Annotated in this window: 24 protein-coding genes; 10 read left to right on the forward strand and 14 right to left on the reverse strand. The window is 49.5% G+C overall.

The genetic code is table 11. From position 1 onward, the window contains the following. A partial coding sequence (gene csgE / locus KQJ19_RS05950; protein WP_216403425.1) for a curli production assembly/transport protein CsgE occupies positions 1–335 on the reverse strand: 335 nt, incomplete at its 3' end. Positions 336–339: 4 nt separating this feature from the next. Next, positions 340–990, reverse strand: a complete 651-nt coding sequence (gene csgD / locus KQJ19_RS05955; protein WP_003036091.1) for a biofilm master transcriptional regulator CsgD — start codon at positions 988–990, stop codon at positions 340–342. A 759-nt stretch (positions 991–1,749) separates the two neighbouring features. Here csgD and csgB point away from each other — a divergent pair. The 6 genes from csgB (at position 1,750) to KQJ19_RS05985 (ending at position 5,627) form a co-directional block, all read left to right on the forward strand. Further along, positions 1,750–2,205, forward strand: a complete 456-nt coding sequence (csgB, locus tag KQJ19_RS05960; protein WP_019076446.1) for a curli minor subunit CsgB — start codon at positions 1,750–1,752, stop codon at positions 2,203–2,205. A 40-nt stretch (positions 2,206–2,245) separates the two neighbouring features. Then, positions 2,246–2,695 carry a curli major subunit CsgA gene (gene csgA, locus KQJ19_RS05965; RefSeq protein WP_016156176.1) on the forward strand — a complete coding sequence of 150 codons (450 nt, stop codon included), beginning with the start codon at positions 2,246–2,248 and terminating at the stop codon, positions 2,693–2,695. A 61-nt stretch (positions 2,696–2,756) separates the two neighbouring features. Further along, the gene (gene csgC, locus KQJ19_RS05970; RefSeq protein WP_016152602.1) at positions 2,757–3,089 is read left to right on the forward strand and encodes a curli assembly chaperone CsgC; all 333 of its coding nucleotides are present in this window, start codon (positions 2,757–2,759) and stop codon (positions 3,087–3,089) included. Between the two features lie 151 nt (positions 3,090–3,240). Beyond that, positions 3,241–3,561 (forward strand): type 1 fimbrial protein, encoded by a 321-nt coding sequence (locus KQJ19_RS05975; protein ID WP_016152603.1) that lies wholly within the window; start codon positions 3,241–3,243, stop codon positions 3,559–3,561. Positions 3,562–3,661: 100 nt separating this feature from the next. Next, a complete protein-coding gene (gene ymdB / locus KQJ19_RS05980; protein WP_049282345.1) occupies positions 3,662–4,204 on the forward strand; it encodes an O-acetyl-ADP-ribose deacetylase in 543 nt (180 codons plus the stop codon). Beyond that, positions 4,188–5,627 (forward strand): phospholipase D family protein, encoded by a 1,440-nt coding sequence (locus KQJ19_RS05985; RefSeq protein WP_152903216.1) that lies wholly within the window; start codon positions 4,188–4,190, stop codon positions 5,625–5,627. Before ymdB ends, KQJ19_RS05985 begins: the two co-directional genes overlap by 17 nt. A 24-nt stretch (positions 5,628–5,651) precedes the next feature. Here KQJ19_RS05985 and mdoC read toward each other — a convergent pair whose 3' ends face one another. Then, positions 5,652–6,812 carry a glucans biosynthesis protein MdoC gene (gene mdoC / locus KQJ19_RS05990; RefSeq protein WP_216403426.1) on the reverse strand — a complete coding sequence of 387 codons (1,161 nt, stop codon included), beginning with the start codon at positions 6,810–6,812 and terminating at the stop codon, positions 5,652–5,654. 271 nt (positions 6,813–7,083) lie between these two features. On the opposite strand from mdoC, the gene mdoG reads away from it, so the two are divergent. From mdoG to KQJ19_RS06005, 3 genes are all read left to right on the forward strand, one after another. Then, positions 7,084–8,619: a glucans biosynthesis protein MdoG gene (gene mdoG / locus KQJ19_RS05995; RefSeq protein WP_085951042.1), complete on the forward strand. Its 1,536-nt coding sequence runs from the start codon at positions 7,084–7,086 to the stop codon at positions 8,617–8,619. Then, positions 8,612–11,140, forward strand: coding sequence for a glucans biosynthesis glucosyltransferase MdoH (gene mdoH, locus KQJ19_RS06000; protein ID WP_019076449.1), 2,529 nt, complete (start codon positions 8,612–8,614; stop codon positions 11,138–11,140). Before mdoG ends, mdoH begins: the two co-directional genes overlap by 8 nt. Positions 11,141–11,215: 75 nt before the next feature. Beyond that, a complete protein-coding gene (locus KQJ19_RS06005; RefSeq protein ID WP_016152609.1) occupies positions 11,216–11,443 on the forward strand; it encodes a YceK/YidQ family lipoprotein in 228 nt (75 codons plus the stop codon). Here KQJ19_RS06005 and KQJ19_RS06010 read toward each other — a convergent pair whose 3' ends face one another. From KQJ19_RS06010 to KQJ19_RS06020, 3 genes are all read right to left on the reverse strand, one after another. Continuing rightward, positions 11,444–11,821 carry a MysB family protein gene (locus tag KQJ19_RS06010; RefSeq protein ID WP_016152610.1) on the reverse strand — a complete coding sequence of 126 codons (378 nt, stop codon included), beginning with the start codon at positions 11,819–11,821 and terminating at the stop codon, positions 11,444–11,446. A gap of 81 nt (positions 11,822–11,902) precedes the next feature. Next, a complete protein-coding gene (mdtG, locus tag KQJ19_RS06015; protein WP_016156180.1) occupies positions 11,903–13,123 on the reverse strand; it encodes a multidrug efflux MFS transporter MdtG in 1,221 nt (406 codons plus the stop codon). A 155-nt stretch (positions 13,124–13,278) separates the two neighbouring features. Next, a complete protein-coding gene (locus tag KQJ19_RS06020; protein WP_115190709.1) occupies positions 13,279–14,199 on the reverse strand; it encodes a Kdo(2)-lipid IV(A) acyltransferase in 921 nt (306 codons plus the stop codon). A gap of 220 nt (positions 14,200–14,419) precedes the next feature. Between KQJ19_RS06020 and KQJ19_RS06025 the strand changes: the two genes are divergently transcribed. Beyond that, entirely contained in the window at positions 14,420–15,472 is a 1,053-nt protein-coding gene (locus tag KQJ19_RS06025) for a rhodanese-related sulfurtransferase (RefSeq protein ID WP_216403427.1), read from the forward strand. Between the two features lie 46 nt (positions 15,473–15,518). On the opposite strand, the gene KQJ19_RS06030 is transcribed toward KQJ19_RS06025, so the two are convergent. The 8 genes from KQJ19_RS06030 to KQJ19_RS06065 all read right to left on the reverse strand — a co-directional run bounded on the left by KQJ19_RS06030 (position 15,519) and on the right by KQJ19_RS06065 (position 20,942). Further along, positions 15,519–16,094 (reverse strand): YceI family protein, encoded by a 576-nt coding sequence (locus KQJ19_RS06030; protein WP_016152614.1) that lies wholly within the window; start codon positions 16,092–16,094, stop codon positions 15,519–15,521. Position 16,095: 1 nt separating this feature from the next. Beyond that, positions 16,096–16,662, reverse strand: coding sequence for a cytochrome b (locus KQJ19_RS06035; RefSeq protein WP_049282343.1), 567 nt, complete (start codon positions 16,660–16,662; stop codon positions 16,096–16,098). Between the two features lie 262 nt (positions 16,663–16,924). Then, positions 16,925–17,038: a YceO family protein gene (locus KQJ19_RS06040; RefSeq protein ID WP_003036148.1), complete on the reverse strand. Its 114-nt coding sequence runs from the start codon at positions 17,036–17,038 to the stop codon at positions 16,925–16,927. Between the two features lie 52 nt (positions 17,039–17,090). Further along, positions 17,091–18,209 (reverse strand): N-methyl-L-tryptophan oxidase, encoded by a 1,119-nt coding sequence (gene solA / locus KQJ19_RS06045; RefSeq protein ID WP_047501073.1) that lies wholly within the window; start codon positions 18,207–18,209, stop codon positions 17,091–17,093. Between the two features lie 114 nt (positions 18,210–18,323). Continuing rightward, on the reverse strand, positions 18,324–18,578 hold the full coding sequence (bssS, locus tag KQJ19_RS06050) for a biofilm formation regulator BssS (RefSeq protein ID WP_003036154.1): 255 nt from the start codon (positions 18,576–18,578) through the stop codon (positions 18,324–18,326). Positions 18,579–18,917: 339 nt separating this feature from the next. Next, entirely contained in the window at positions 18,918–19,163 is a 246-nt protein-coding gene (gene dinI, locus KQJ19_RS06055) for a DNA damage-inducible protein I (protein ID WP_003036157.1), read from the reverse strand. A gap of 66 nt (positions 19,164–19,229) precedes the next feature. Further along, a complete protein-coding gene (pyrC, locus tag KQJ19_RS06060; RefSeq protein WP_049259720.1) occupies positions 19,230–20,276 on the reverse strand; it encodes a dihydroorotase in 1,047 nt (348 codons plus the stop codon). Positions 20,277–20,381: 105 nt separating this feature from the next. Next, positions 20,382–20,942, reverse strand: coding sequence for a lipoprotein (locus tag KQJ19_RS06065; RefSeq protein ID WP_016152618.1), 561 nt, complete (start codon positions 20,940–20,942; stop codon positions 20,382–20,384). Positions 20,943–21,018 lie beyond the last annotated feature (76 nt).

Raw genomic sequence — 21,018 nt, forward strand, 5'->3', positions numbered from 1 at the left:
CGATTTAATGCTTCCTCTGTTTCTGCCAATGCAAAGACCACAATTTTGTCGAAGTCTCTTTTCGTCGGGAATAAAAAAGTCTGGAAGATAACGTCCTGATTGACCGTTATGGTGATCCAACTTCCCCAACGTGCACTGGGTCTTTCATTAATGGTTAAGTTTCCTGTGTACTTACTTTCCCACTTGTCACTAAAGGCCCGGTAAAAATCATGGCCAATGGAAGAGACAGTGTGGTCGGTTAACAGTCCGGGAACCTCCACCTCTACAGCCGCGTGTAGATTCCCGGCAGCAAGGAACAAATTTGCTGCCACAATCCAGGTCAAATAGCGTTTCATGGCTTTATCGCCTGAGGTTATCATTGGCCCACGAGACCGCCTGCGTACGATTTTTGACAGCTATCTTTTTGAAAAGATTATAAAGATGTGTTTTCACCGTATTTTCACTAATAAATAGTGAACGCGCGATTTCAATATTTGAGGCGCCGATACGCAGTTTATTAAGGATCTCTTTTTCACGGTGCGTAAGTAATGCCGACTCCGTGCTGTTATAGCGGTAGTTCCCGGAATGCGTGATCAGGTAGCTGGCGAGCTTTTGCGAAAAGTAACATTCGCCCCGCAACACACCCTGCAAACCGCTGACTACACGCTGCTCATCTTCAGTTGCGTAAAATACGCCATTGATATGCGGCCAGTTTTCAATATCCCGGTAAGGATAATCATCTGGGGTATTCAACAATAAAGTTTTTATATTGTTGTTTTTTCTGCTCAAATTATCTTGCCAGTAATGGATCAGTTTTTTATCTGCCTCCATCATATCCAGTAAAACAATGCAGCTGGAGGATATATCATCCAGAGAACGTTGAATATTATGTAGTTTTCCGGTTAACGCCAGCGATTGCTTTAAATGCTGTAATAACGCAGTTGCCTGCAGGGATGGTTTAGTGATCAACAATAATGTATGACCATGAATACTATGGACTTCATTAAACATGATGAAACTCCACTTTTTTAGTCGCACACCTGACAGTTGCCTCTACTAAAATAGAGGCACCAGAAGTACTGACAGATGTTGCACTGCTGTGTAGAAATAAAACTTCGACCCAACGGGGTGAAAATATTAAAACAAATGGACTTCAACTGATTTCAATCTAGCTATTACAAATCTTAAAGCAAGTGTTAAACATGTTACATAATGTAAATTTATATATTAAAATGTGATTTTTGCGTTTTTGTGGAGTTTAGATTTGATAGTAAAGTTGTACATTTTAGCGTTATTGCATAGATTTAAAAAATCATACAAATTATAATATCTTGTTGAATTTTAAGGGATAAAATTATAATTAGATGGTTTTAGATTTCTAATGAATTTTGATTTTATGGTCTCACTTTAAGTTGAACAATTTTAGATAGAAAAAAATGACACTTGTCACGACTTGTACCGAGGACAATCCCACTACCGTCTGCAAGGCCCAGAAAACGCGGGAAACGCGTTTTTTTGTTACTGCATAGAAATTCAGTCATTGGGTTACAAAAGAAATAAAATCCAGAGCTATAACGGTGTTAATTGCGGTTAATTAGTACTTTGGGGTGAATCTGGATATAAAAATACAACTGGTGGGTGAGTTATTTAAAATGTTTCAACGGACATACTCTTCATCGTAACGTGGCGTTAACAAATGTAAGTCACGTTAACAATAATTTGAGTGGTAAATAATTTAACCTTATGTACGACCAGGTCCAGGGTGACAACATGAAAAACAAGTTGTTATTTATGATGTTTACAATGCTGGGTGTGCCTGGGATTGCATCCGCTACAAGTTATGATTTAGCTAACTCAGAATATAACTTTGCGGTAAATGAATTAAGTAAGTCTTCATTTAATCAGGCAGCCATTATTGGTCAGGTTGGCACTGCGAACAGTGCAAATACTCGACAGGGGGGCTCGAAGTTATTGTCGGTTATTTCGCAAGAAGGTTCTGGTAACCGAGCGAAAACAGACCAGACGGGATCATATAACTTTGCATATATTGATCAAACGGGTAGTTCCAATGACGCGAGTATTAAACAAGGTTCATACGGTAATACGGCGGTAATTATCCAGAAAGGTTCTGGTAATAAAGCCAATATTACTCAGTACGGTACACAAAAAACAGCAGTTGTGGTGCAGAGACAGTCGCAAATGGCAATTCGCGTTACTCAACGCTAATCCATTAACGACGATTAAATCAATCCGATGGGGGTTTACCATGAAACTTTTAAAAGTGGCAGCATTCGCAGCAATCGTAGTTTCTGGCAGTGCTCTGGCTGGTGTTGTTCCGCAATGGGGCGGCAATCATCATGGTGGCGGTAGTAATTATGGCCCAGACTCTTCACTGAGTATCTACCAATATGGGTCAAACAACGCTGCGAATGCTCTGCAAAGTGATGCGCGTAAATCAGATGTCACCATCACACAACAGGGGCGTGGTAACGGGGCTGTAGTTGGTCAGGGCGCTGATGACAGTACCATTAGCCTGAAACAGACTGGCTTCCAGAACAATGCCACTATCGATCAGTGGAATGCTAAAAATGCTGATATTAGTGTAACCCAGTTCGGTGGCCGTAACGGTGCGTTGGTTAATCAGACCGCTTCTGACTCCAATGTGCTGATTCAGCAAGTTGGCTTTGGCAACAACGCTACAGCTAACCAACACTAATTCAGTTTTCTGACTGATAATAAACAGGGCGTGAGCCCTGTTTTTTTTTCGGGAGAATATGATGCATACGCTATTACTCATTGCCGCGCTGGCAAATCAAATAACATTCAATACAACTCAGCAAGGTGATATGTACACCATTATTCCTCAGGTGACGTTAACCCAACCGTGCGTATGTGAGGTACAAGTCCTTGCCATACGTAAAGGGCAGGGGGGACAAAGCCAGTCGCAGCAGAAAATAAGCCTTTCGGTCCCTGCTAATCGACCGATTGAATTAACCAAACTGAGCTTTAATATTTCATCTGAGGACTCGGTCAAAATTATCGTTACCGTTTCAGATGGGCAGTCTCTGCATCTGTCGCAACAATGGCCTGACTCAAACAGTCACCCATAATTTTTTGCTGTATTTGCATTAAGGGTGTGGCTGGGAATGCGCTGCTGTTCTATGAATATAGAAGCGTGTGAGCGTTTGTATTTGATCGTTAATCGTAGCGGTGAAGGATCATTTCGATCCCTCAAAGATGGCTAATCGTTGAGGAACCCTTATGTGTACATTATTAAAGCGTATTTTAAGTACCAGTTTATGTGCTTTTTCTCTTTTAACCCTCCCTGCAATTGCGCAGCAAATCACAACCGGCGGGGTTATTCATTTTCGCGGAGCGATAGTTGAATCACCTTGCGACGTTAACAGACAGCAGCAGCAAATTGAATTGTCATGTATCCGCAACGGCACCAACCAGAATAGTCTTTACAACCCGCAACAGCTCGCGACAGCCCCTCAGAATGTGCAGGAAATTGCCACAGTCAAAATGCACTACCTCAATGAACAGAAAAACATGGCGATTCTTAATATTGAATATAAATGACTCGCTGTGGCGTAGATATGCACACTTACGGTTAAAAAGAGAGATTTAAGGGAAAACCCTGCTGTACACTTAACGAATGGTGTTTTGTCAGGGGGAACTTATGCAATCACGTGTTCATGTGTTACATGGCGATATTACGACTGTCGCTGTTGATGTGATTGTCAATGCGGCGAATTCATCGCTGCTGGGGGGAGGTGGCGTCGATGGCGCAATCCATCGCGCTGCCGGACCTGCATTACTGGAGGCCTGCAAACAGGTTATCCAGCAACAAGGAGAATGCCCGACAGGGCATGCGGTTATCACTCTGGCGGGGGCGCTTGCGGCAAAAGCGGTCATTCATACCGTAGGACCCGTCTGGCAAGGGGGAGGTCATCATGAGGCCGAACGCCTCGAAGAAGCTTACTTAAACACCCTGCAACTGGCCCTGGCCAATGGTTATCACTCCATTGCTTTTCCGGCGATTAGCACTGGGGCTTATGGCTATCCACGCGCCGCAGCGGCAGAAATAGCGGTGAAAACGGTGCTGAAATTTATTACCCGCCGCGCACTTCCTGATCAGATATACTTCGTGTGCTTTGATGACGAAAACGCTCAACTTTATAAGAGATTGCTAACACAACAAGGTGATGATCACTCGGACTGATATGACGCGACTTGAGCGTGCCATCACGCCCCTTTGCGAAGACCACCCGGGAGAATGCGGCATTCTTGCGTTGGATGACAGCCTGGATGCGTTTGCTGCTCGCTATCGGTTAACGGAAATGGCGGAACGTACCCTGGATGTGCAGTATTACATCTGGGAAAACGACATGTCCGGGTTATTGCTATTTTCCGTACTGCTGGCCGCAGCGAAGCGAGGCGTACGGGTGCGTTTGCTGCTGGATGATAACAACACGCCGGGTCTGGACGACACGCTGCGTCTGCTGGATAAGCACCCCAATATAGAAGTTCGCCTCTTCAATCCGTTTTCCTTTCGCATCCTGCGCGCGCTGGGCTATTTAACCGATTTTGCCCGGCTTAATCGGCGCATGCACAATAAAAGTTATACCGCTGACGGCGTGGTGACTCTCGTTGGTGGGCGTAATATTGGCGATGCCTATTTTGGCGCGGGTGAGCAACCGCTATTTTCCGACCTGGACGTCATGGCTATCGGGCCGGTTGTCAAAGATGTGGCGGATGATTTTGAGCGTTACTGGCACTGCCGCTCGGTTTCAACGTTACAAAATGTGCTTGAGATGTCTGAGCCAGATTCTGTGCAGCGTATTGAGCTACCCGAATCCTGGTATAACGATGATATTACCCGCCGCTATCTGCATAAGCTGGAAACCAGCCAGTTTATGTCCAGTCTCGATCAAAGGTCGCTGCCGCTGATTTGGGCCAAAACGCGTTTGCTGAGCGATGATCCTGCAAAAGGAGAAGGGAAAGCGCCGCGCCACTCGCTATTACCGCAGCGTTTGTTTGACGTAATGGGCTCGCCGACCGAACGTATTGATATTATTTCTGCCTACTTTGTGCCGACGCGTGCCGGTGTGGCGCAGCTCCTGAGACTGGTAAGAAAAGGCGTCAAGATTGCCATTTTAACCAATTCACTGGCGGCGAATGATGTGGCGATCGTCCATGCGGGCTATGCGCGCTGGCGAAAAAAACTGCTGCGCTACGGTGTAGAATTATACGAACTTAAACCGACCCGCGATCGCGTCTCGGTCGTTCACGATCGTGGATTAACCGGTAATTCAGGGTCCAGCCTGCATGCGAAAACGTTCAGTATTGATGATCGCAAAGTGTTTATCGGCTCGCTTAATTTTGATCCTCGTTCGACGCTGCTCAATACGGAAATGGGATTTGTGATTGAGAGTGAAGTGCTGGCCGAATTGATTCATAAACGGTTTATGCAAAGCCAGCGTGATATGGCCTGGCAGCTACGCCTTGACCGTTGGGGGAGAATTAATTGGGTCGACCGACTTTCTGGCAGTGAACAGGTCCTGAAAAAAGAACCCGCCACAGGATTCTGGAAGCGGGTTCTGGTAAAGCTGGCGTCCGTGTTACCCATTGAATGGCTGCTTTGAACCACACAATGATTGAGGGAAAAACTAGCCGGCTACGGCCTTGTTTTTATCCTGCTTAACGGGCGGTTTACCCGAAAAGAGAAACTTCAGCACCGGTATGCGTAAATGGATTTCGTACAGTATTACCGCAATCCCAACCACAAACAGCAGACCGCAGAGAAAACCCAGCAGATTCGACGTGATATGCGGTGTGATGTAAGCGCCAAAAAACAGCGTTAACGGGTGGTGCACCAGATAGATAAACAGCGACGCGTTGACAAAATAGGTCACGCGGGCAGACTGGAAATTAAGCAAGCGGTGACCCAACGAAAAGACGACGTTCACCATCCACAGTCCCATGACCATGGTAATGACATATTCGGTTTCATACATCCAGGAATCGCCGTTGCCATAACGCTGATTGAGCAGGTATGCCACAAATGCGAATGCAGCACCGAGCGTGCAACCGCGTGACGGTGTGGTAAACAGCGCTTTCAGATTCGGGTTGATAAACGCCAGTGCGCCGAGGATAAAGAACGGCGCATAGAACAGCGTTTGCATAACGATAAAATTGAACATGCCATCGCTGAGAATCGAAGGGTAGAGGATGAAAATTGTCCTTCTGACGGCAGCGTAACCGACACCTAACAAGATGAAGATCAGCGATAATTTAGTCATCGACACCGCCGGGGCGCTGGCGGCGTCACTACGCGTCAGTCTGTTTTTCATCTGGGTGAACACCCACATGCTCACGGTCGTTAATACGACCAGAACCAGTAAAAACCACAGATGGGAAATCAGCTCCCAGGCCAGCGCATTGTATTTATCGTAGCCGCTGAGAGTATGCCAACTGTCTGCTTTTCCCTTTACGTATTGCAGCATGATAAATTGCGGCAGCGTAAGTAATGGAATCGCGGTCAGCATCGGGATCCCCACGCGTTCTACACGCACCTTCCACCAGCGCTTTAGCGGATAGCGCAAAAATAGCATGTAGGAAAAATAACCCGAAATGACAAAGAAGACCTGCATGCGAAAAGCATGGATAAAGTCGTTAAACAGGGTCAACCACCACGACGGTTCAGCGCTGTTCACGTGCCAGGTGTGGGTCGAGTAAATCAATGAAATATGGAATGGGATCCCTAACAACATTAGCCAGGCACGGATGGAGTCAAGAAAATATTCGCGTGGTGGTGATACAGAGCTCATAGACAGTTATGTATTCTCAGACTTTTCGTCTTATCCCTAAGACGAATAATGGTTACATTCGAGGGCAACCCTACACGAAGTCCAACAACCTGTCTCCAGGATAAGCACGCAAAGTGAAAACAGGTAGTTGAACCTGATTAAACCATGAGCCAGCGCGCGAACAATACAGGGATTCAGTTGTCGGAATACCCGATTATCCATTAAAATGGATCGGATCAATATAAGCACACAAAGGGGGAAGTGCTTACTAATTATGAAACATAAACTACAAATGATGAAAATGCGTTGGTTGGGTGCAGCAGTTATGTTAACGCTGTACACATCATCGAGCTGGGCGTTCAGCATCGATGATGTTGCAAAACAAGCTCAATCCTTAGCCGGTAAAGGCTATGAGGCGCCAAAAAGTAACTTGCCCTCCGTTTTCCGCGACATGAAATATGCGGATTATCAGCAGATCCAGTTTAACCGCGATAAAGCCTACTGGAGCAATCTCAAGACCCCATTTAAGCTCGAGTTCTACCACCAGGGTATGTACTTCGACACGCCGGTCAAAATCAACGAAGTTACCGCTACAGCGGTGAAAAGAATCAAATACAGCCCGGATTATTTTAATTTTGGCGATGTTCAGCATGATAAAGACACGGTAAAAGATCTCGGTTTCGCCGGGTTCAAAGTGCTGTATCCGATCAACAGCAAAGATAAAAACGACGAAATCGTCAGCATGCTCGGTGCCAGCTATTTCCGTGTGCTGGGGGCAGGGCAGGTCTACGGTCTGTCTGCGCGCGGTCTCGCGATTGATACCGCTCTGCCTTCTGGCGAAGAATTTCCCCGCTTCCGTGAGTTTTGGATCGAGCGTCCGAAACCGACTGACAAACGTTTGACCATTTATGCCTTGCTGGATTCTCCGCGCGCAACCGGAGCGTATCGCTTTGTCATCATTCCGGGTCGTGACACGGTCGTCGATGTTCAGTCCAAAGTTTATCTGCGCGACAAAGTGGGCAAGCTGGGTGTGGCACCGTTAACCAGTATGTTCCTGTACGGACCAAACCAGCCTTCTCCGGCGACCAACTATCGTCCGGAACTGCATGACTCTAACGGTTTGTCGATCCACGCTGGCAACGGCGAGTGGATTTGGCGTCCGCTGAATAACCCGAAACATCTGGCGGTGAGCAGCTTTGCGATGGAAAACCCGCAAGGTTTCGGCCTGCTGCAGCGTGGCCGTCAGTTCTCGCGTTTTGAAGATATCGACGATCGTTACGATCTGCGCCCAAGCGCCTGGATCACGCCAAAAGGTGATTGGGGTAAAGGTAAGATTGAGTTAGTTGAAATCCCAACTAACGATGAAACGAACGATAACATCGTTGCGTACTGGACGCCGGATCAACTGCCTGAAGCCGGCAAAGAGATGAACTTCAAGTACACCCTGACGTTCACGCGTGACGAAGACAAGCTTCATGCCCCTGATAGCGCCTGGGTCCAGCAGACTCGTCGTTCTACCGGTGATGTAAAACAGTCTAACCTCATTCGTCAGCCTGATGGCACCATCGCGTTTGTGGTGGACTTTACCGGCACGGATATGAAAAAGCTGCCGCAGGATACCCCGGTTACCGCACAAACCAGTATTGGCGACAACGGCGAGATCGTTGAAAGTACTGTGCGCTACAACCCGGTAACTAAAGGTTGGCGTTTGGTATTGCGCGTGAAAGTGAAAGATGTGAAGAAAACCACTGAAATGCGTGCTGCCTTGGTCAATGCCGATCAGACGCTGAGTGAAACCTGGAGCTACCAGTTACCTGCCAATGAATAAGACAACTGAGTATATTGACGCAATGCCGCTTTCGGATATCGAAAAAGCGGCACTGCCGAAAACTGACATCCGCGCCGTTCATCAGGCGCTGGATGCCGAGCATCGTACGTACTCGCGCGAAGATGATTCACCGCAGGGTTCGGTGAAAGCTCGCCTGGAGCAGGCGTGGCCGGATTCTCTGGCCAAAGAGCAGTTGGTTAAGGACGATGAGGGGCGCGATCAGCTGCAGGCGATGCCAAAAGCAACGCGTACCTCTATGTTCCCCGATCCCTGGCGTACCAACCCGGTTGGCCGCTTTTGGGATCGCCTGCGCGGGCGCGATGTGACTCCGCGTTATCTTTCGCGTTTGACGAAAGAAGAACAGGAGAGCGAGCAAAAATGGCGTACGGTTGGCACCATCCGCCGCTATACGTTGTTGATCTTAACGCTGGCGCAAACGGTCGTCGCAACCTGGTATATGAAGACGATCCTTCCGTATCAGGGTTGGGCATTCATTAATCCTGTTGACATGATGGGGCAGGATTTATGGGTCTCCTTTATGCAACTGCTGCCCTACATGCTCCAGACCGGCATTCTCATTTTGTTTGCCGTGCTTTTCTGTTGGGTTTCAGCAGGATTCTGGACCGCGCTGATGGGCTTCCTGCAACTGTTGATTGGGCGAGATAAGTACAGTATTTCCGCCTCAACGGTTGGGGACGAGCCGTTAAATCCCGAGCACCGGACCGCGTTGATTATGCCGATCTGTAACGAGGACGTTGACCGCGTATTCGCGGGACTTCGCGCCACGTGGGAGTCGGTCAAAGCGACGGGCAACGCCGAGCATTTTGATGTTTACATCCTGAGCGACAGCTACAACCCCGATATCTGCGTAGCAGAACAAAAAGCGTGGATGGAGCTGATTGCCGAAGTGCAAGGCGAAGGGCAGATTTTCTACCGTCGTCGTCGTCGTCGCGTGAAGCGTAAAAGCGGTAACATTGATGACTTCTGCCGTCGCTGGGGAAATCAGTACAGCTACATGGTGGTGCTGGACGCTGACTCCGTGATGAGCGGTGACTGTCTGAGCGGGCTGGTGCGCCTGATGGAAGCGAATCCAAATGCAGGGATTATCCAGTCTTCACCGAAGGCTTCCGGTATGGATACGCTGTATGCGCGCTGTCAGCAGTTTGCGACCCGTGTTTATGGTCCGTTGTTTACCGCTGGACTTCACTTCTGGCAATTGGGGGAATCGCACTACTGGGGCCATAACGCGATTATTCGCGTGAAGCCGTTTATCGAACACTGTGCGCTTGCGCCGTTACCGGGCGAAGGCTCGTTTGCGGGTTCGATTCTCTCCCATGACTTCGTCGAAGCGGCGTTGATGCGTCGTGCCGGCTGGGGCGTGTGGATTGCTTACGATCTGCCGGGCTCTTATGAAGAGCTACCGCCGAACCTGCTGGATGAACTCAAGCGTGACCGTCGCTGGTGTCATGGCAACCTGATGAACTTCCGTCTGTTCCTGGTGAAGGGGATGCACCCGGTTCACCGTGCGGTGTTCCTGACCGGCGTTATGTCCTATCTGTCCGCGCCGCTGTGGTTTATGTTCCTCGCGTTATCGACCGCATTGCAGGTGGTGCATGCGTTGACGGAACCACAGTACTTCCTGCAACCGCGCCAGCTGTTCCCGGTATGGCCGCAGTGGCGTCCTGAACTGGCGATCGCGCTGTTTGCTTCTACGATGGTGCTGCTGTTCCTGCCGAAGCTGCTGAGTATTTTGCTCATCTGGTGTAAAGGGACGAAAGAGTACGGCGGGTTTATCCGCGTCACGCTGTCGCTGCTGCTGGAGGTTCTGTTCTCCGTGCTGCTGGCGCCGGTACGTATGCTGTTCCATACCGTCTTTGTCGTGAGCGCCTTCCTCGGTTGGGAAGTGGTGTGGAATTCGCCGCAGCGTGATGACGATTCCACCCCGTGGGGTGAAGCATTTATGCGTCACGGTTCTCAGCTACTGCTGGGGCTGGTCTGGGCGGTGGGTATGGCCTGGCTGGATCTGCGTTTCCTGTTCTGGCTGGCGCCGATTGTCTTCTCGCTGATCCTGTCGCCGTTTGTTTCTGTGATTTCCAGCCGTTCCACGGTTGGGTTACGTACCAAGCGCTGGAAGCTGTTCCTGATCCCGGAAGAGTATTCTCCGCCGCAGGTGCTGGTGGATACGGATACCTATCTGGTGATGAACCGCAATCGTACACTGGACGACGGCTTTATGCATGCGGTGTTTAACCCGTCATTTAATGCACTGGCAACGGCAATGGCGACTGCACGTCACCGCGCGAGTAACGTGCTTGAGATTGCTCGTGACCGCCATGTGGAGCAGGCGCTGAACGAAACGCCGGAGAAACTAAACCGTGACCGCCGTCTGGTGCTGTTGAGCGATCCGGTGACGATGGCGCGTTTGCACTATCGCGTCTGGAATTCACCTGATAAGTATTCTTCGTGGGTGAATTACTACCAGGGACTGACCCTGAATCCGCTGGCGCTCAGGAAAAAGTAAGCGTTATGTAACGTGAAAATACCGGCCTGGTGCCGGTATTTTTTTATACTAAATAAAAGAGCCGTGAGGTATCAGGTGCGAATATTGGCAGTGGCAATCATGGTGTGCTTGCTGAGCGGATGCGGCAGTATTATTAGCCGAACTATCCCAGGGCAAGGGCACGGAAACCAATACTATCCTGGTGTGCAATGGGATGTCCGGGACTCCGCGTGGCGCTACGTCACCATCCTAGACCTGCCATTTTCGCTGGTGTTTGATACCTTGCTGCTCCCGCTCGACATTCACCACGGACCTTACGAGTAGCTATCGCTCATCCCATTCATCGGCCGCGGTCTGACCCTCTTCGGTATCCAGGGGAGGTTCCAGCTGGAATTCACCTTCATCCCATTCGTGAAGCGTGTTTTCTTCCTGCCACTCCTGACGGATCTCAATTTCATCATAGTCGCCATCAAAAACGCTTTGGGCCGCTTCACCACTCAGCATTGGCAGGCATTCACCCTCACCCTCATCCTCATCAGCAAAGAATTCCGCCTGCCACATAATGTCACCATCCTGTAGCACGTATTTTTGTACGCTTAGCTGTTGAACGCTGGCTTCGTCGGGCTCAAGGTCAGGGTTATCAGCCAGAAATTCTTCACGAGCGGCATCAATGGCTTCTTCCAGCGTGGCATACATGGTCATCAGAGTCTCCCTTTGATTTAATGAAGTATTCAGGGAAATAATAGTTGATTCTCCGATATTGCAAGTATGAATGCACAAAAATCATCCAGTGGCCTCAGTGTTCCGGCGACGGCGCAGACTATTCCACGAGTAGAAAGCGTTAAACAGTACGACGCCCGCGGTCACGCAGAAGACGGCGCGAAAACCGTAGTTGGCGGATATTGCCGCCCCCATTAACGGTCCCGTTACGTTACCGATATCGCGAAATGACTGGTTATAACTGAAAATACGCCCGGCGATCTGATTGGTCGAGTTATAGACCAGCAGCGTTTGCACAGCCGGGAGCAGAGCCCCGTCAGCGGCCCCCAATAAAAAGCGCAGAACGGCAAGTTGCCAGGGCGATTGTACAAACGACATTGGAATAAGCAGCAGCACGGAGATGACCAGAGCAACAATCAGGATCTTCTCCGGGCCAATTCGATCACCTAATTTGCCGAGCCGCGGGGCGCTGATTAACGCAGCCACGCCAGGTACGGAAGCAATCATCCCGCTGATAAAGGCGATGTTACTGACGTTGCCAGCCAGCTCTCGAACGTACAGCGTCAGAATTGGCGCGATGGACCCGGTTGCCACCTGGATTATCAGCGTTGTGACAAACAGGCTCAGCACCAGTTTGGGATTTTTTAACGAGGCCACGACTTCGCGAATGTGCAGCATCTCTTTCTTGCTCACCGGTTGGAAACGTTCGCGAATAAAAAATAGCGTCAGGATAAAACAGAGCAGCAGTACGCTGGCGGTGATGAAAAATACCGGGCGTAGTCCGTACTGATCCGCGAGCAGCCCGCCTGCCAACGGTCCGAGCAGTGCGCCGCTGACGCCGCCGGTGGAAAGCGTTCCCAGCGCCCAGCCGCTTTTATTGCGCGGAACCTGGGTGGCGATGAGTGCATTGGCGTTGGGAATGAAACCGCCGAGCAGACCCAACAGGGCACGCAGGACCAGGAACTGCCAGATATTTTGCGCCAGCCCCATCAGCAGCATCACAATCGCCATACCCAATGCGGAACGCAGCAGCATGATTTTTCGCCCTTTGCGATCGGCAAGGCCACCCCAGAAAGGAGAGGCGATGGCGGAAAAGAGAAAAGTGATGCTGAAGACCAGACCTGACCACATATTCAGGGCGCTATGACCCGTGACGCCGAGGCTCTCGACATAGAGGGGCAAAAAGGGCATAACCAGGCTAAATGCTGCACCGGTTAAAAAACAACCCAACCAGGCAACGGTGAGGTTACGTTTCCAGTTTATGGGAGCATCTGAGGGTGACATAGCGTTCCGCAGTGTGGCGCGCTGTTTGCGCTATCGATTGAATATAAGCAAGCAGGCTAATTATGCGCCTGGTTGATAGTTGCTGCAATGCGGATAGCAGTTAAACCTAAAGCGGGCGGGGGAGGTGTTGCAGTCCACAGGACTGCAACCGTGCTTTAGTACAGGGAAGGTGAACCTTCGGGGCGCGTCTTGAAACGACGGTGTAGCCACATGTATTGCTCCGGGGCCATCATGATGCATTGCTCAACAATCTTATTCATCCACGCAGCCGTAGTCTCCGCGTTGTCTAACGGCGGTGAACACTCCGGAGGCAGCATAATCAATTGATAACCTTTACCGTCAGGCTTGCGGCGAGGAACAAACGGTACCAGGCAGGCATTCGACATGCGTGAAAGCATCCAGGTCCCGGAGGTTGTTGCGGCCTGTTCAACAGCAAAAAGCGGGACAAATACGCTGGCGCGGGGACCGTAGTCATGATCCGGCGCGTACCAGACCACTTCGCCTTTTTTCAACGCTTTAATCATTCCTTTCAGGTCTTTACGATCGAGCATTGATTTATTAGAGCGCATACGGCCCCAGGTTTGTAGCCAGTCGAGCAGTGGGTTGTCGTTAGGGCGATATACGCCTATCCCCGGCTCCTGCAAACCAAACTGACGCGCACCCAGTTCAAGGGTCAGAAAGTGCAGACCCACTAACAAAATTCCCCGCTTTTGCGCCTGAACGTCGCGGATATGTTCCATCCCGATAACTTCCGTCCAGCGTGAAATGCGCTTGTCAGACCAAAACCAGGCCATTCCGGTTTCCATCACGCCCATGCCCACGGACTCGAAGTTCTTGACTACCATCTGCTGGCGTTCCTGCTCGCTCATTTGCGGGAAGCACAGTTCCAGATTACGGGAAACAATTTTTGCCCGACGTTTCATCAAACGTAATGCCAGACGACCTAATGCGCAGCCCAACTTGTAAAGAACCGGGTAGGGTAACTGCACGATTAACCAAAGGATGCCAATGCCCAGCCAGGTTAACCAATAACGTGGATGCAGTAACGCAGCCGAAAACTTGGGTAAATTCGTCATGTCTATCCTGTCTTCAAACGACCAATTGCCTGTATTGTCGCATTTTTTCGCGCATATCAAAAATTTGTGACGGGAGAACGGTGATTAAACCAGCAATTGTTGTTGCACTTTTATATTGGAGTAAGAAATGTAGCGTAAAATGTGTGGATGTAAATTGGCGGTGTTTGCTTTATTATGCCGCCGATTTTCATTTTCTCCCTATTTGCAGGATACGTACACCATGCCAGTGTTACACAACCGCATTTCGAACGATGCGCTCAAAGCCAAAATGTTGGCTGAGACCGAGCCGCGCACGACGATCTCATTCTATAAATATTTCACCATCGCTAATCCTCAGCACACGCGTGATGCGCTGTACCAGATGTTCACTGCATTGAAGGTCTTCGGGCGCGTTTATCTTGCCCATGAAGGAATCAATGCGCAAATCAGCGTACCGCAAAGCAACGTCGAGGCATTCCGCCAGCAGCTTTATGCGTTTGATCCCGCATTCGCCGGGTTACGTCTGAATATCGCGCTGGATGATGATGGTAAATCGTTCTGGGTGCTGCGCATGAAAGTGCGTGAACGCATCGTGGCGGATGGGATTGACGATCCGCAATTTGACGCCAGCAACGTAGGTGATTACCTGAAGGCGGCGGAAGTAAACGCCATGCTGGACGATCCTGACGCGGTATTCATTGATATGCGCAACCACTATGAATACGAAGTGGGCCATTTCGAGAATGCGCTAGAAATCCCGGCAGACACGTTCCGCGACCAGTTACCGAAAGCCGTTGAAATGATGCAGGCGCATAAAGATAAAAAAATCGTTATGTATTGCACGGGCGGGATCCGTTGTGAGAAAGCCAGCGCCTGGATGAAACACAACGGATTTAGCAAAGTCTGGCACATTGAGGGCGGTATTATTGAATATGCCCGCAAGGCGCGTGAACAGGGGCTTCCTGTGCGTTTTGTCGGTAAAAACTTCGTTTTTGATGAGCGTATGGGCGAAAGGATTTCTGAAGATGTTATTGCACATTGTCATCAGTGCGGAACGGCGTGCGACAGCCATACTAATTGCAAAAATGATGGCTGCCATCTGTTGTTTATCCAGTGTCCGGCCTGCGCGCAGAAGTATAACGGCTGCTGTAGCGAATTGTGTAGCGAAGAGAGTAAGTTGCCGGAAGAAGAGCAACGTCGTCTTCGCGCCGGACGTGAAAATGGCAACAAAATCTTTAATAAGTCACGCGGTCGCCTGAATACCAAACTGGGTATTCCGGACCCTGCGCAATAGTCATCATGCCGGATGGCGGCTTTAGCCCCATCCGGCAACTCATACGTTACTTCTGTTGGACACCTTCCACTGAGATGATCAGATCGACTTCCTGAGACGCCGGGCCGAGATCGGTGGTGATGTTGAAGTCCTTCAGCTTAATTTTACCTTCTGCTTCAAAACCCGCACGCGTGCCACCCCACGGATCGCCGCCCTGACCGATCAGCTTCGCATCCAGCGTAACCGGTTTAGTGACGCCGTTCAGGGTGAGATTACCGGTGATATCCAGGTCGTTCCCCTCTTTCTTCACGCTGGTAGAGCTAAAGGTCGCCTGCGGGAATTTGGCCACGTTAAGGAAATCTGCGCTGCGCAGGTGCTTGTCGCGTTCGGCGTGATTGGTGTCAACGCTGTTGGTGTTGATGGTGACGTTAACCTTATCGGCTGCGGGATTTTTCTCATCAAAGGTAAAAGTCCCGTCGAAATCTTTAAATGTGCCGTACAGCCAACTGTAACCCAGGTGCTGAATACGGAAATTAACAAAGGCATGCTGTCCTTCTTTGTCAATTTTGTAATCTGCCGCCACGGCTGACCCGGTGGTGAATAACAGAGAGGCGAGTGTAAGTCCCAGCAGGTTTTTTTTCATTTTAAGCTCCATAGTCAGATGACGATTTTCCCAACATGCGATTCAGGGTATCGTCGTTATCGATAAAGTGATGTTTCAGGGCCATCAGTCCGTGCAGAAGCGATAAAACCACCACGGTCCACGCAAGCCACAGGTGCAGACTACCGGCGAGGTCGGCCTGAGCGCCCGCATTGGCAAGGGTGGCAGGAATGTCGAACCAACCAAATACGCTTATCGCTTTGCCATCAGCGGTCGAAATCAAATACCCGCTGATGACAATTGAAAAGAGCAATGTGTATAGCGCGAGGTGACCCAGTGCCGCCGCGATGCGGGTGAAACGGGAATAACTTGCCAGCGCAGGAGGAGGAGGGGAGATCAACCGCCAGACGACGCGGATAACCAGCCCCATCATGAGCATAACGCCGATGCTTTTATGCAGTTCAGGGGCCTGGTGATACCAGCCGTCGTAATAGCTGAGTGTGACCATCCACAATCCCAGCGCAAACATGCCATATACAGCAATCGCAATCAGCCAGTGTAAAGCGGCAGACACCACGCCATAGCGTTGTGGAGTATTATTGAATTGCATAAGTGCACCGTTAGATATTTCAGAAGTGAATGAAAATGGCGCGTAAAAGACATTAATGCAACTAATAAATAACAATAATGATGATATTTGTTTTTGATTCAATAAAATTGATTGAATTGTGAAGTAATCATCAAGGAATTAGTAGGGATGGATGACATTAAGGCGTGGTTTCTGGGGGGGTTAAGGTATTTTCTTGTTCAGTTAATTGCAATGAAAATTAAGTTAATATCAGTTTATGTCAATTAGTGTCAGCGTTGCGGGTTCAGAAAAACATAATATATATCACATCCATAATTGCCAGCAGCGACCATAAAATAATGTAGAGCATAAGATGCTCGCGAATATTATTAACCAGATAGTGAAAGATGCGGCGCATCAACGTTATTCCTGTCATTAAAAATGGCCTCACCAACGAGGCCATTCATTTATTATCGCTTAAAACGACTTAGCCTGAAGGGCGTCAGGTCAAAGTCAGACGATTTGTCCTGGGCGAAGTCAGCCGCAATCTCTCCGAGGACGGAGGCAAACTTAAAGCCATGTCCGCTCAGCCCGGTGATGATCAGCGTGTTGTCATGCTCCGGTAGAGTATCAATAATAAAGTCTTCATCTGGTGAGTTATCATAGGTGCAGGACGCACCGTGCAGACAGCAACCCACGCCTGGCAGTATTGTACGCAGGAATGGGAAGGCTTCAGAACCATCGCTGGCTACAGCGGCAAACGGCTTGCGCTCTTCTGCCGAATGAATTACCTGTCCGCCATTGTGCTTACCAATTTTTAGCTCGTCGTTTTCTGCCGGGAAACCGTAGAATTGATCGCCATTTGGTAGCTCCCCGGTGAAGGCAGGGAAGTTATTCTTAACGCTGTAACGCCCATCGGCTTGATACCAGGCGAACACTTTGCGTACCGGTTGTATCGGTAGTTCAGGGACTAATGCCTGTACCCAGGTTCCGGCGCTGATCACCGCTTTTTGCGCGTGATAGTCGCCATCGGCGGTTTCTACCGTGACGCCATCATCACTATGACGAATTGCGCTGACCGGGCATTTAAATAGCTGCGCACAGCCTGCTTCTTCCGCCAGACGGATCCAGGTTTTAATCGCTAACTCACTACGTAAAAAACCAGACTCCGCTTCAAACAGACCGATATAGTTTTCAGGTACGCGAATCTCTGGCCAGCGCGCCATAATGGCTGCTGCATCCAGTTGTTCAACATTGAGTTGCCACTGTTTTGCGCTTTGCGCCGCGGTCGCTAAGAAGGTTGAATCTGCCGGACCAAGGTTGATGACACCAGAGCGCACAAAAATCGGCTCTTCATTTTGGGTGGATAATTCATCCCATAATGTTTGCGCACGCAGCACCAGCGGAACATATTTTTCACCTTCGCCATAGGCATGACGAATTAATCGAGTGTCGCCGTGGTGGCTGCCCTGCTGATGCGGTGGCATATGCGCATCGATCATCAGAACCTTCAGACCGGCGCGAGTGGCATAGTATCCGGCTGCGGCACCCACGGAACCGCTGCCAATTATGATTAAGTCGTATTTCATCCGCTTCTCTCTGCAATCGCGATAGTAGCAGGGTAAATAAGTGACCCGGAATATTCAACCTGGAAATAAGAAAGGCACCGGAAAGGTGCCTTTTGATGGTTGGATGTATCAGATTTAATGTCGCTGATACTCATTTACCTGGTAATCGCCGGATTCAATTTTAGCGATTCCTGCTTCTAATATCGAAATAAATTGCCTGGCAACATCAGTGGTTAACCAGAGCGTTTGACCAACTTCAGTCCCATCCGGGTCTGGACGATTCGGGGTCTGGTAGTGCAAACGCAGCATCAGCGCATCATAGCTATCAACAGTGCTGATGTCCCATCCTACTAACGGATGAGTCTGAATGACTTCATTATTCTTTTCCATCATGCCCCCTAATTCGTGTTACTAGACAACGGTTTTCGAGGTTCAATGCGTTTTTTCTGAAGCAACTTCAGTATATCAATAAATAAGGGTATTCATTGAAAATTTAAAGAGGTAAGCACATAAAATTTTCGTTTTCAGCGTTATCTGACTAACAAACCGACATGTTATTCATTTTTTTTAAGCATGTTGCACAATTATTTTGGTGTTGTGGTTAAAAGATAGCCAGGGATTTATTATTAAAATATCAGTTTGCCAGAAGGAATGAACTATTGATTAAAAGATGGTGTGTATAAAAAAGCCGGGGCGACCCGGCAAACAAACATCACTGCATATCATTATTTATTCATTGATGAACCAGTCATCCGCGCTTTCCCAGGTCTCCTGGAGGATCTCGCTGATGCGTTCTTTATCCTCTTTGGTGGCACCAATAACCGACAGATTGTTTGCGCCGGCATAACGGACGGTAACGTTACCTTCGTTATCCGGAAAATGGTGCTGAATACGGCGGGAGAGTTCACCTGCCAGCGCGTCAATTGCACCAGCAGGTAAAGGTGAAGTTTTGGCAATAGTGACTTCAATACGCATAGTAGCCCCCTGTGGAATATACTGTTTATTTATACAGTTATTCTCGCCAGTTGGCTACACTTTTTTTTAGCTTTTCACGGACCAGTGTACCGTTTCGCCACCCAGGAAAGGCACCAGCGTATCATCTTGCAGCGCAATGCTCTCTGGGACCTGGTGCTCCACGCGTTCCAGCTCAATAAAGGTTTCATTCACCGGCAAACCGTAGAACTGTGGGCCATTGAGTGAGCAGAAGGCTTCAAAATGGTCCAGTGCATTCATCTCTTCAAACACGGTGGCATAACTGCCCAGTGCGGTCGGCGCATTAAAGCAGCCCGCACAGCCACAGCTTGACTCTTTACGATGACGCGCATGCGGCGCTGAGTCGGTACCGAGGAAGGCGCGGTTAAACCCGCTGGCGACCAGCTCACGCAGCGCCTGTTGATGGACGTTACGTTTGAGGATCGGCAGGCAGTACAGATGTGGGCGAATCCCGCCGACCAGCATGTGGTTGCGGTTAAACATCAGGTGCTGTGGCGTAATGGTCGCCGCCAGAAGGTCGTTGCCGTCGCGCACGTATTCGGCAGCATCTTTAGTCGTGATATGTTCGAACACCACTTTCAGCGCAGTTAAGCGCTGACGCAGTGGTTCCATCACCGTTTCAATAAAGCGCGCCTCGCGATCGAAAATATCGATATCCGCATGCGTCACTTCGCCGTGCACCAGCAGAGGCATACCCAATTTTTCCATCCGTTCCAGCACTGGCATGATGGCATCAATAGAGGTTACGCCATGCGTCGAGTTGGTGGTGGCATTGGCCGGATAGAGTTTTGCGGCGGTGAACACGCCTTCGTTGAATCCACGTTCCAGCTCATTGGGATCCAGCGTATCCGTTAAGTAGCAGGTCATTAATGGCGTGAAGTCGTGTCCGGCAGGTACCGCGTCAAGAATTCGCTGGCGGTAAGCGATAGCCGCGTCCACCGTGGTGACGGGCGGAGCCAGGTTCGGCATGACAATGGCGCGGCCATAAACTTCGCTGGTATAGGGCACGACAGTTTTTAACATGTCGCCATCGCGAAAGTGAAGATGCCAGTCGTCTGGGCGGCGGATCTTTAAAACCTGGGATGGTGCAGTCATCAATATGCTCCGGCTGAGGATAGTCTTTTTTGCCGGAAACAAAGGATAAGCGGAAACGTTTTCGTTTGCACGAAAAAAAAGGGCGCATCGGCGCCCTCTGTCATATTAGTCGGTGAACGGGATAATGATTTCCCCCGGTTTCACCTCAATGCCTTTCGCCAGTTTTTTCGCCAGCGCTTCCCCCTGGCTGCTGTCATCCCGCAGAATGTACGCCGGCTGCTGGTTGAAATAGTTGCGCAGCGACTGATTTAAATAAGGCATCAGCGTTTGCAGTACTGACTGCATTTTTTCCGGCGTGACGGTAGCGTCCACGACTTCCATTTCTTGCAGATAAATCGCGCCTTTTTCTTTATTGAAAACCGGTAAGGCTTTTAGCTTCAACTTCATGGTCGCTTTCTGACTGCCAAACAGGGAGTTCATGTCCAGGTTGGCGTCTCCGGTCAGCGTCACTTTATTGGGTTCTTCACGACCTATCTGGCTGGCGAGGTTGTTCAGTACGATATGTGCTTCAGCGACGCCAGGCAAACCGATATCTTTAGAAAAGTTATTATTCTTCGCCAGGGCCTGATTAATCTCTTGCTCGCTAACCGTGTATTGCGTGAGTTGATTACAACCAACCAACAGGCCGCTGACAATTAGTGCAGCGGCAAAAAAAAACTTTTTCATGGGGTTCCTCAACATGATGCTTGTGGTGTAATCGTGACACAAAGCATCATCGAGCACCAGCGCTGCGGGTAACAGC

The sequence above is a fragment of the Citrobacter sp. S46_ASV_140 genome, from assembly GCF_018919545.1.
GTDB classification, from domain to species: Bacteria; Pseudomonadota; Gammaproteobacteria; order Enterobacterales; family Enterobacteriaceae; genus Citrobacter; species Citrobacter braakii.

Bases quoted from the DNA above. Each gene is read 5' to 3' on its own strand.
- csgD (WP_003036091.1), bottom strand. From the start codon at position 990: ATGTTTAATGAAGTCCATAGTATTCATGGTCATACATTATTGTTGATC.
- csgB (WP_019076446.1), top strand. From the start codon at position 1,750: ATGAAAAACAAGTTGTTATTTATGATGTTTACAATGCTGGGTGTGCCT.
- csgA (WP_016156176.1), top strand. From the start codon at position 2,246: ATGAAACTTTTAAAAGTGGCAGCATTCGCAGCAATCGTAGTTTCTGGC.
- csgC (WP_016152602.1), top strand. From the start codon at position 2,757: ATGCATACGCTATTACTCATTGCCGCGCTGGCAAATCAAATAACATTC.
- KQJ19_RS05975 (WP_016152603.1), top strand. From the start codon at position 3,241: ATGTGTACATTATTAAAGCGTATTTTAAGTACCAGTTTATGTGCTTTT.
- ymdB (WP_049282345.1), top strand. From the start codon at position 3,662: ATGCAATCACGTGTTCATGTGTTACATGGCGATATTACGACTGTCGCT.
- KQJ19_RS05985 (WP_152903216.1), top strand. From the start codon at position 4,188: ATGATCACTCGGACTGATATGACGCGACTTGAGCGTGCCATCACGCCC.
- mdoC (WP_216403426.1), bottom strand. From the start codon at position 6,812: ATGAGCTCTGTATCACCACCACGCGAATATTTTCTTGACTCCATCCGT.
- mdoG (WP_085951042.1), top strand. From the start codon at position 7,084: ATGATGAAAATGCGTTGGTTGGGTGCAGCAGTTATGTTAACGCTGTAC.
- mdoH (WP_019076449.1), top strand. From the start codon at position 8,612: ATGAATAAGACAACTGAGTATATTGACGCAATGCCGCTTTCGGATATC.
- KQJ19_RS06010 (WP_016152610.1), bottom strand. From the start codon at position 11,821: ATGACCATGTATGCCACGCTGGAAGAAGCCATTGATGCCGCTCGTGAA.
- mdtG (WP_016156180.1), bottom strand. From the start codon at position 13,123: ATGTCACCCTCAGATGCTCCCATAAACTGGAAACGTAACCTCACCGTT.
- KQJ19_RS06020 (WP_115190709.1), bottom strand. From the start codon at position 14,199: ATGACGAATTTACCCAAGTTTTCGGCTGCGTTACTGCATCCACGTTAT.
- KQJ19_RS06025 (WP_216403427.1), top strand. From the start codon at position 14,420: ATGCCAGTGTTACACAACCGCATTTCGAACGATGCGCTCAAAGCCAAA.
- KQJ19_RS06030 (WP_016152614.1), bottom strand. From the start codon at position 16,094: ATGAAAAAAAACCTGCTGGGACTTACACTCGCCTCTCTGTTATTCACC.
- KQJ19_RS06035 (WP_049282343.1), bottom strand. From the start codon at position 16,662: ATGCAATTCAATAATACTCCACAACGCTATGGCGTGGTGTCTGCCGCT.
- KQJ19_RS06040 (WP_003036148.1), bottom strand. From the start codon at position 17,038: ATGCGCCGCATCTTTCACTATCTGGTTAATAATATTCGCGAGCATCTT.
- solA (WP_047501073.1), bottom strand. From the start codon at position 18,209: ATGAAATACGACTTAATCATAATTGGCAGCGGTTCCGTGGGTGCCGCA.
- bssS (WP_003036154.1), bottom strand. From the start codon at position 18,578: ATGGAAAAGAATAATGAAGTCATTCAGACTCATCCGTTAGTAGGATGG.
- dinI (WP_003036157.1), bottom strand. From the start codon at position 19,163: ATGCGTATTGAAGTCACTATTGCCAAAACTTCACCTTTACCTGCTGGT.
- pyrC (WP_049259720.1), bottom strand. From the start codon at position 20,276: ATGACTGCACCATCCCAGGTTTTAAAGATCCGCCGCCCAGACGACTGG.
- KQJ19_RS06065 (WP_016152618.1), bottom strand. From the start codon at position 20,942: ATGAAAAAGTTTTTTTTTGCCGCTGCACTAATTGTCAGCGGCCTGTTG.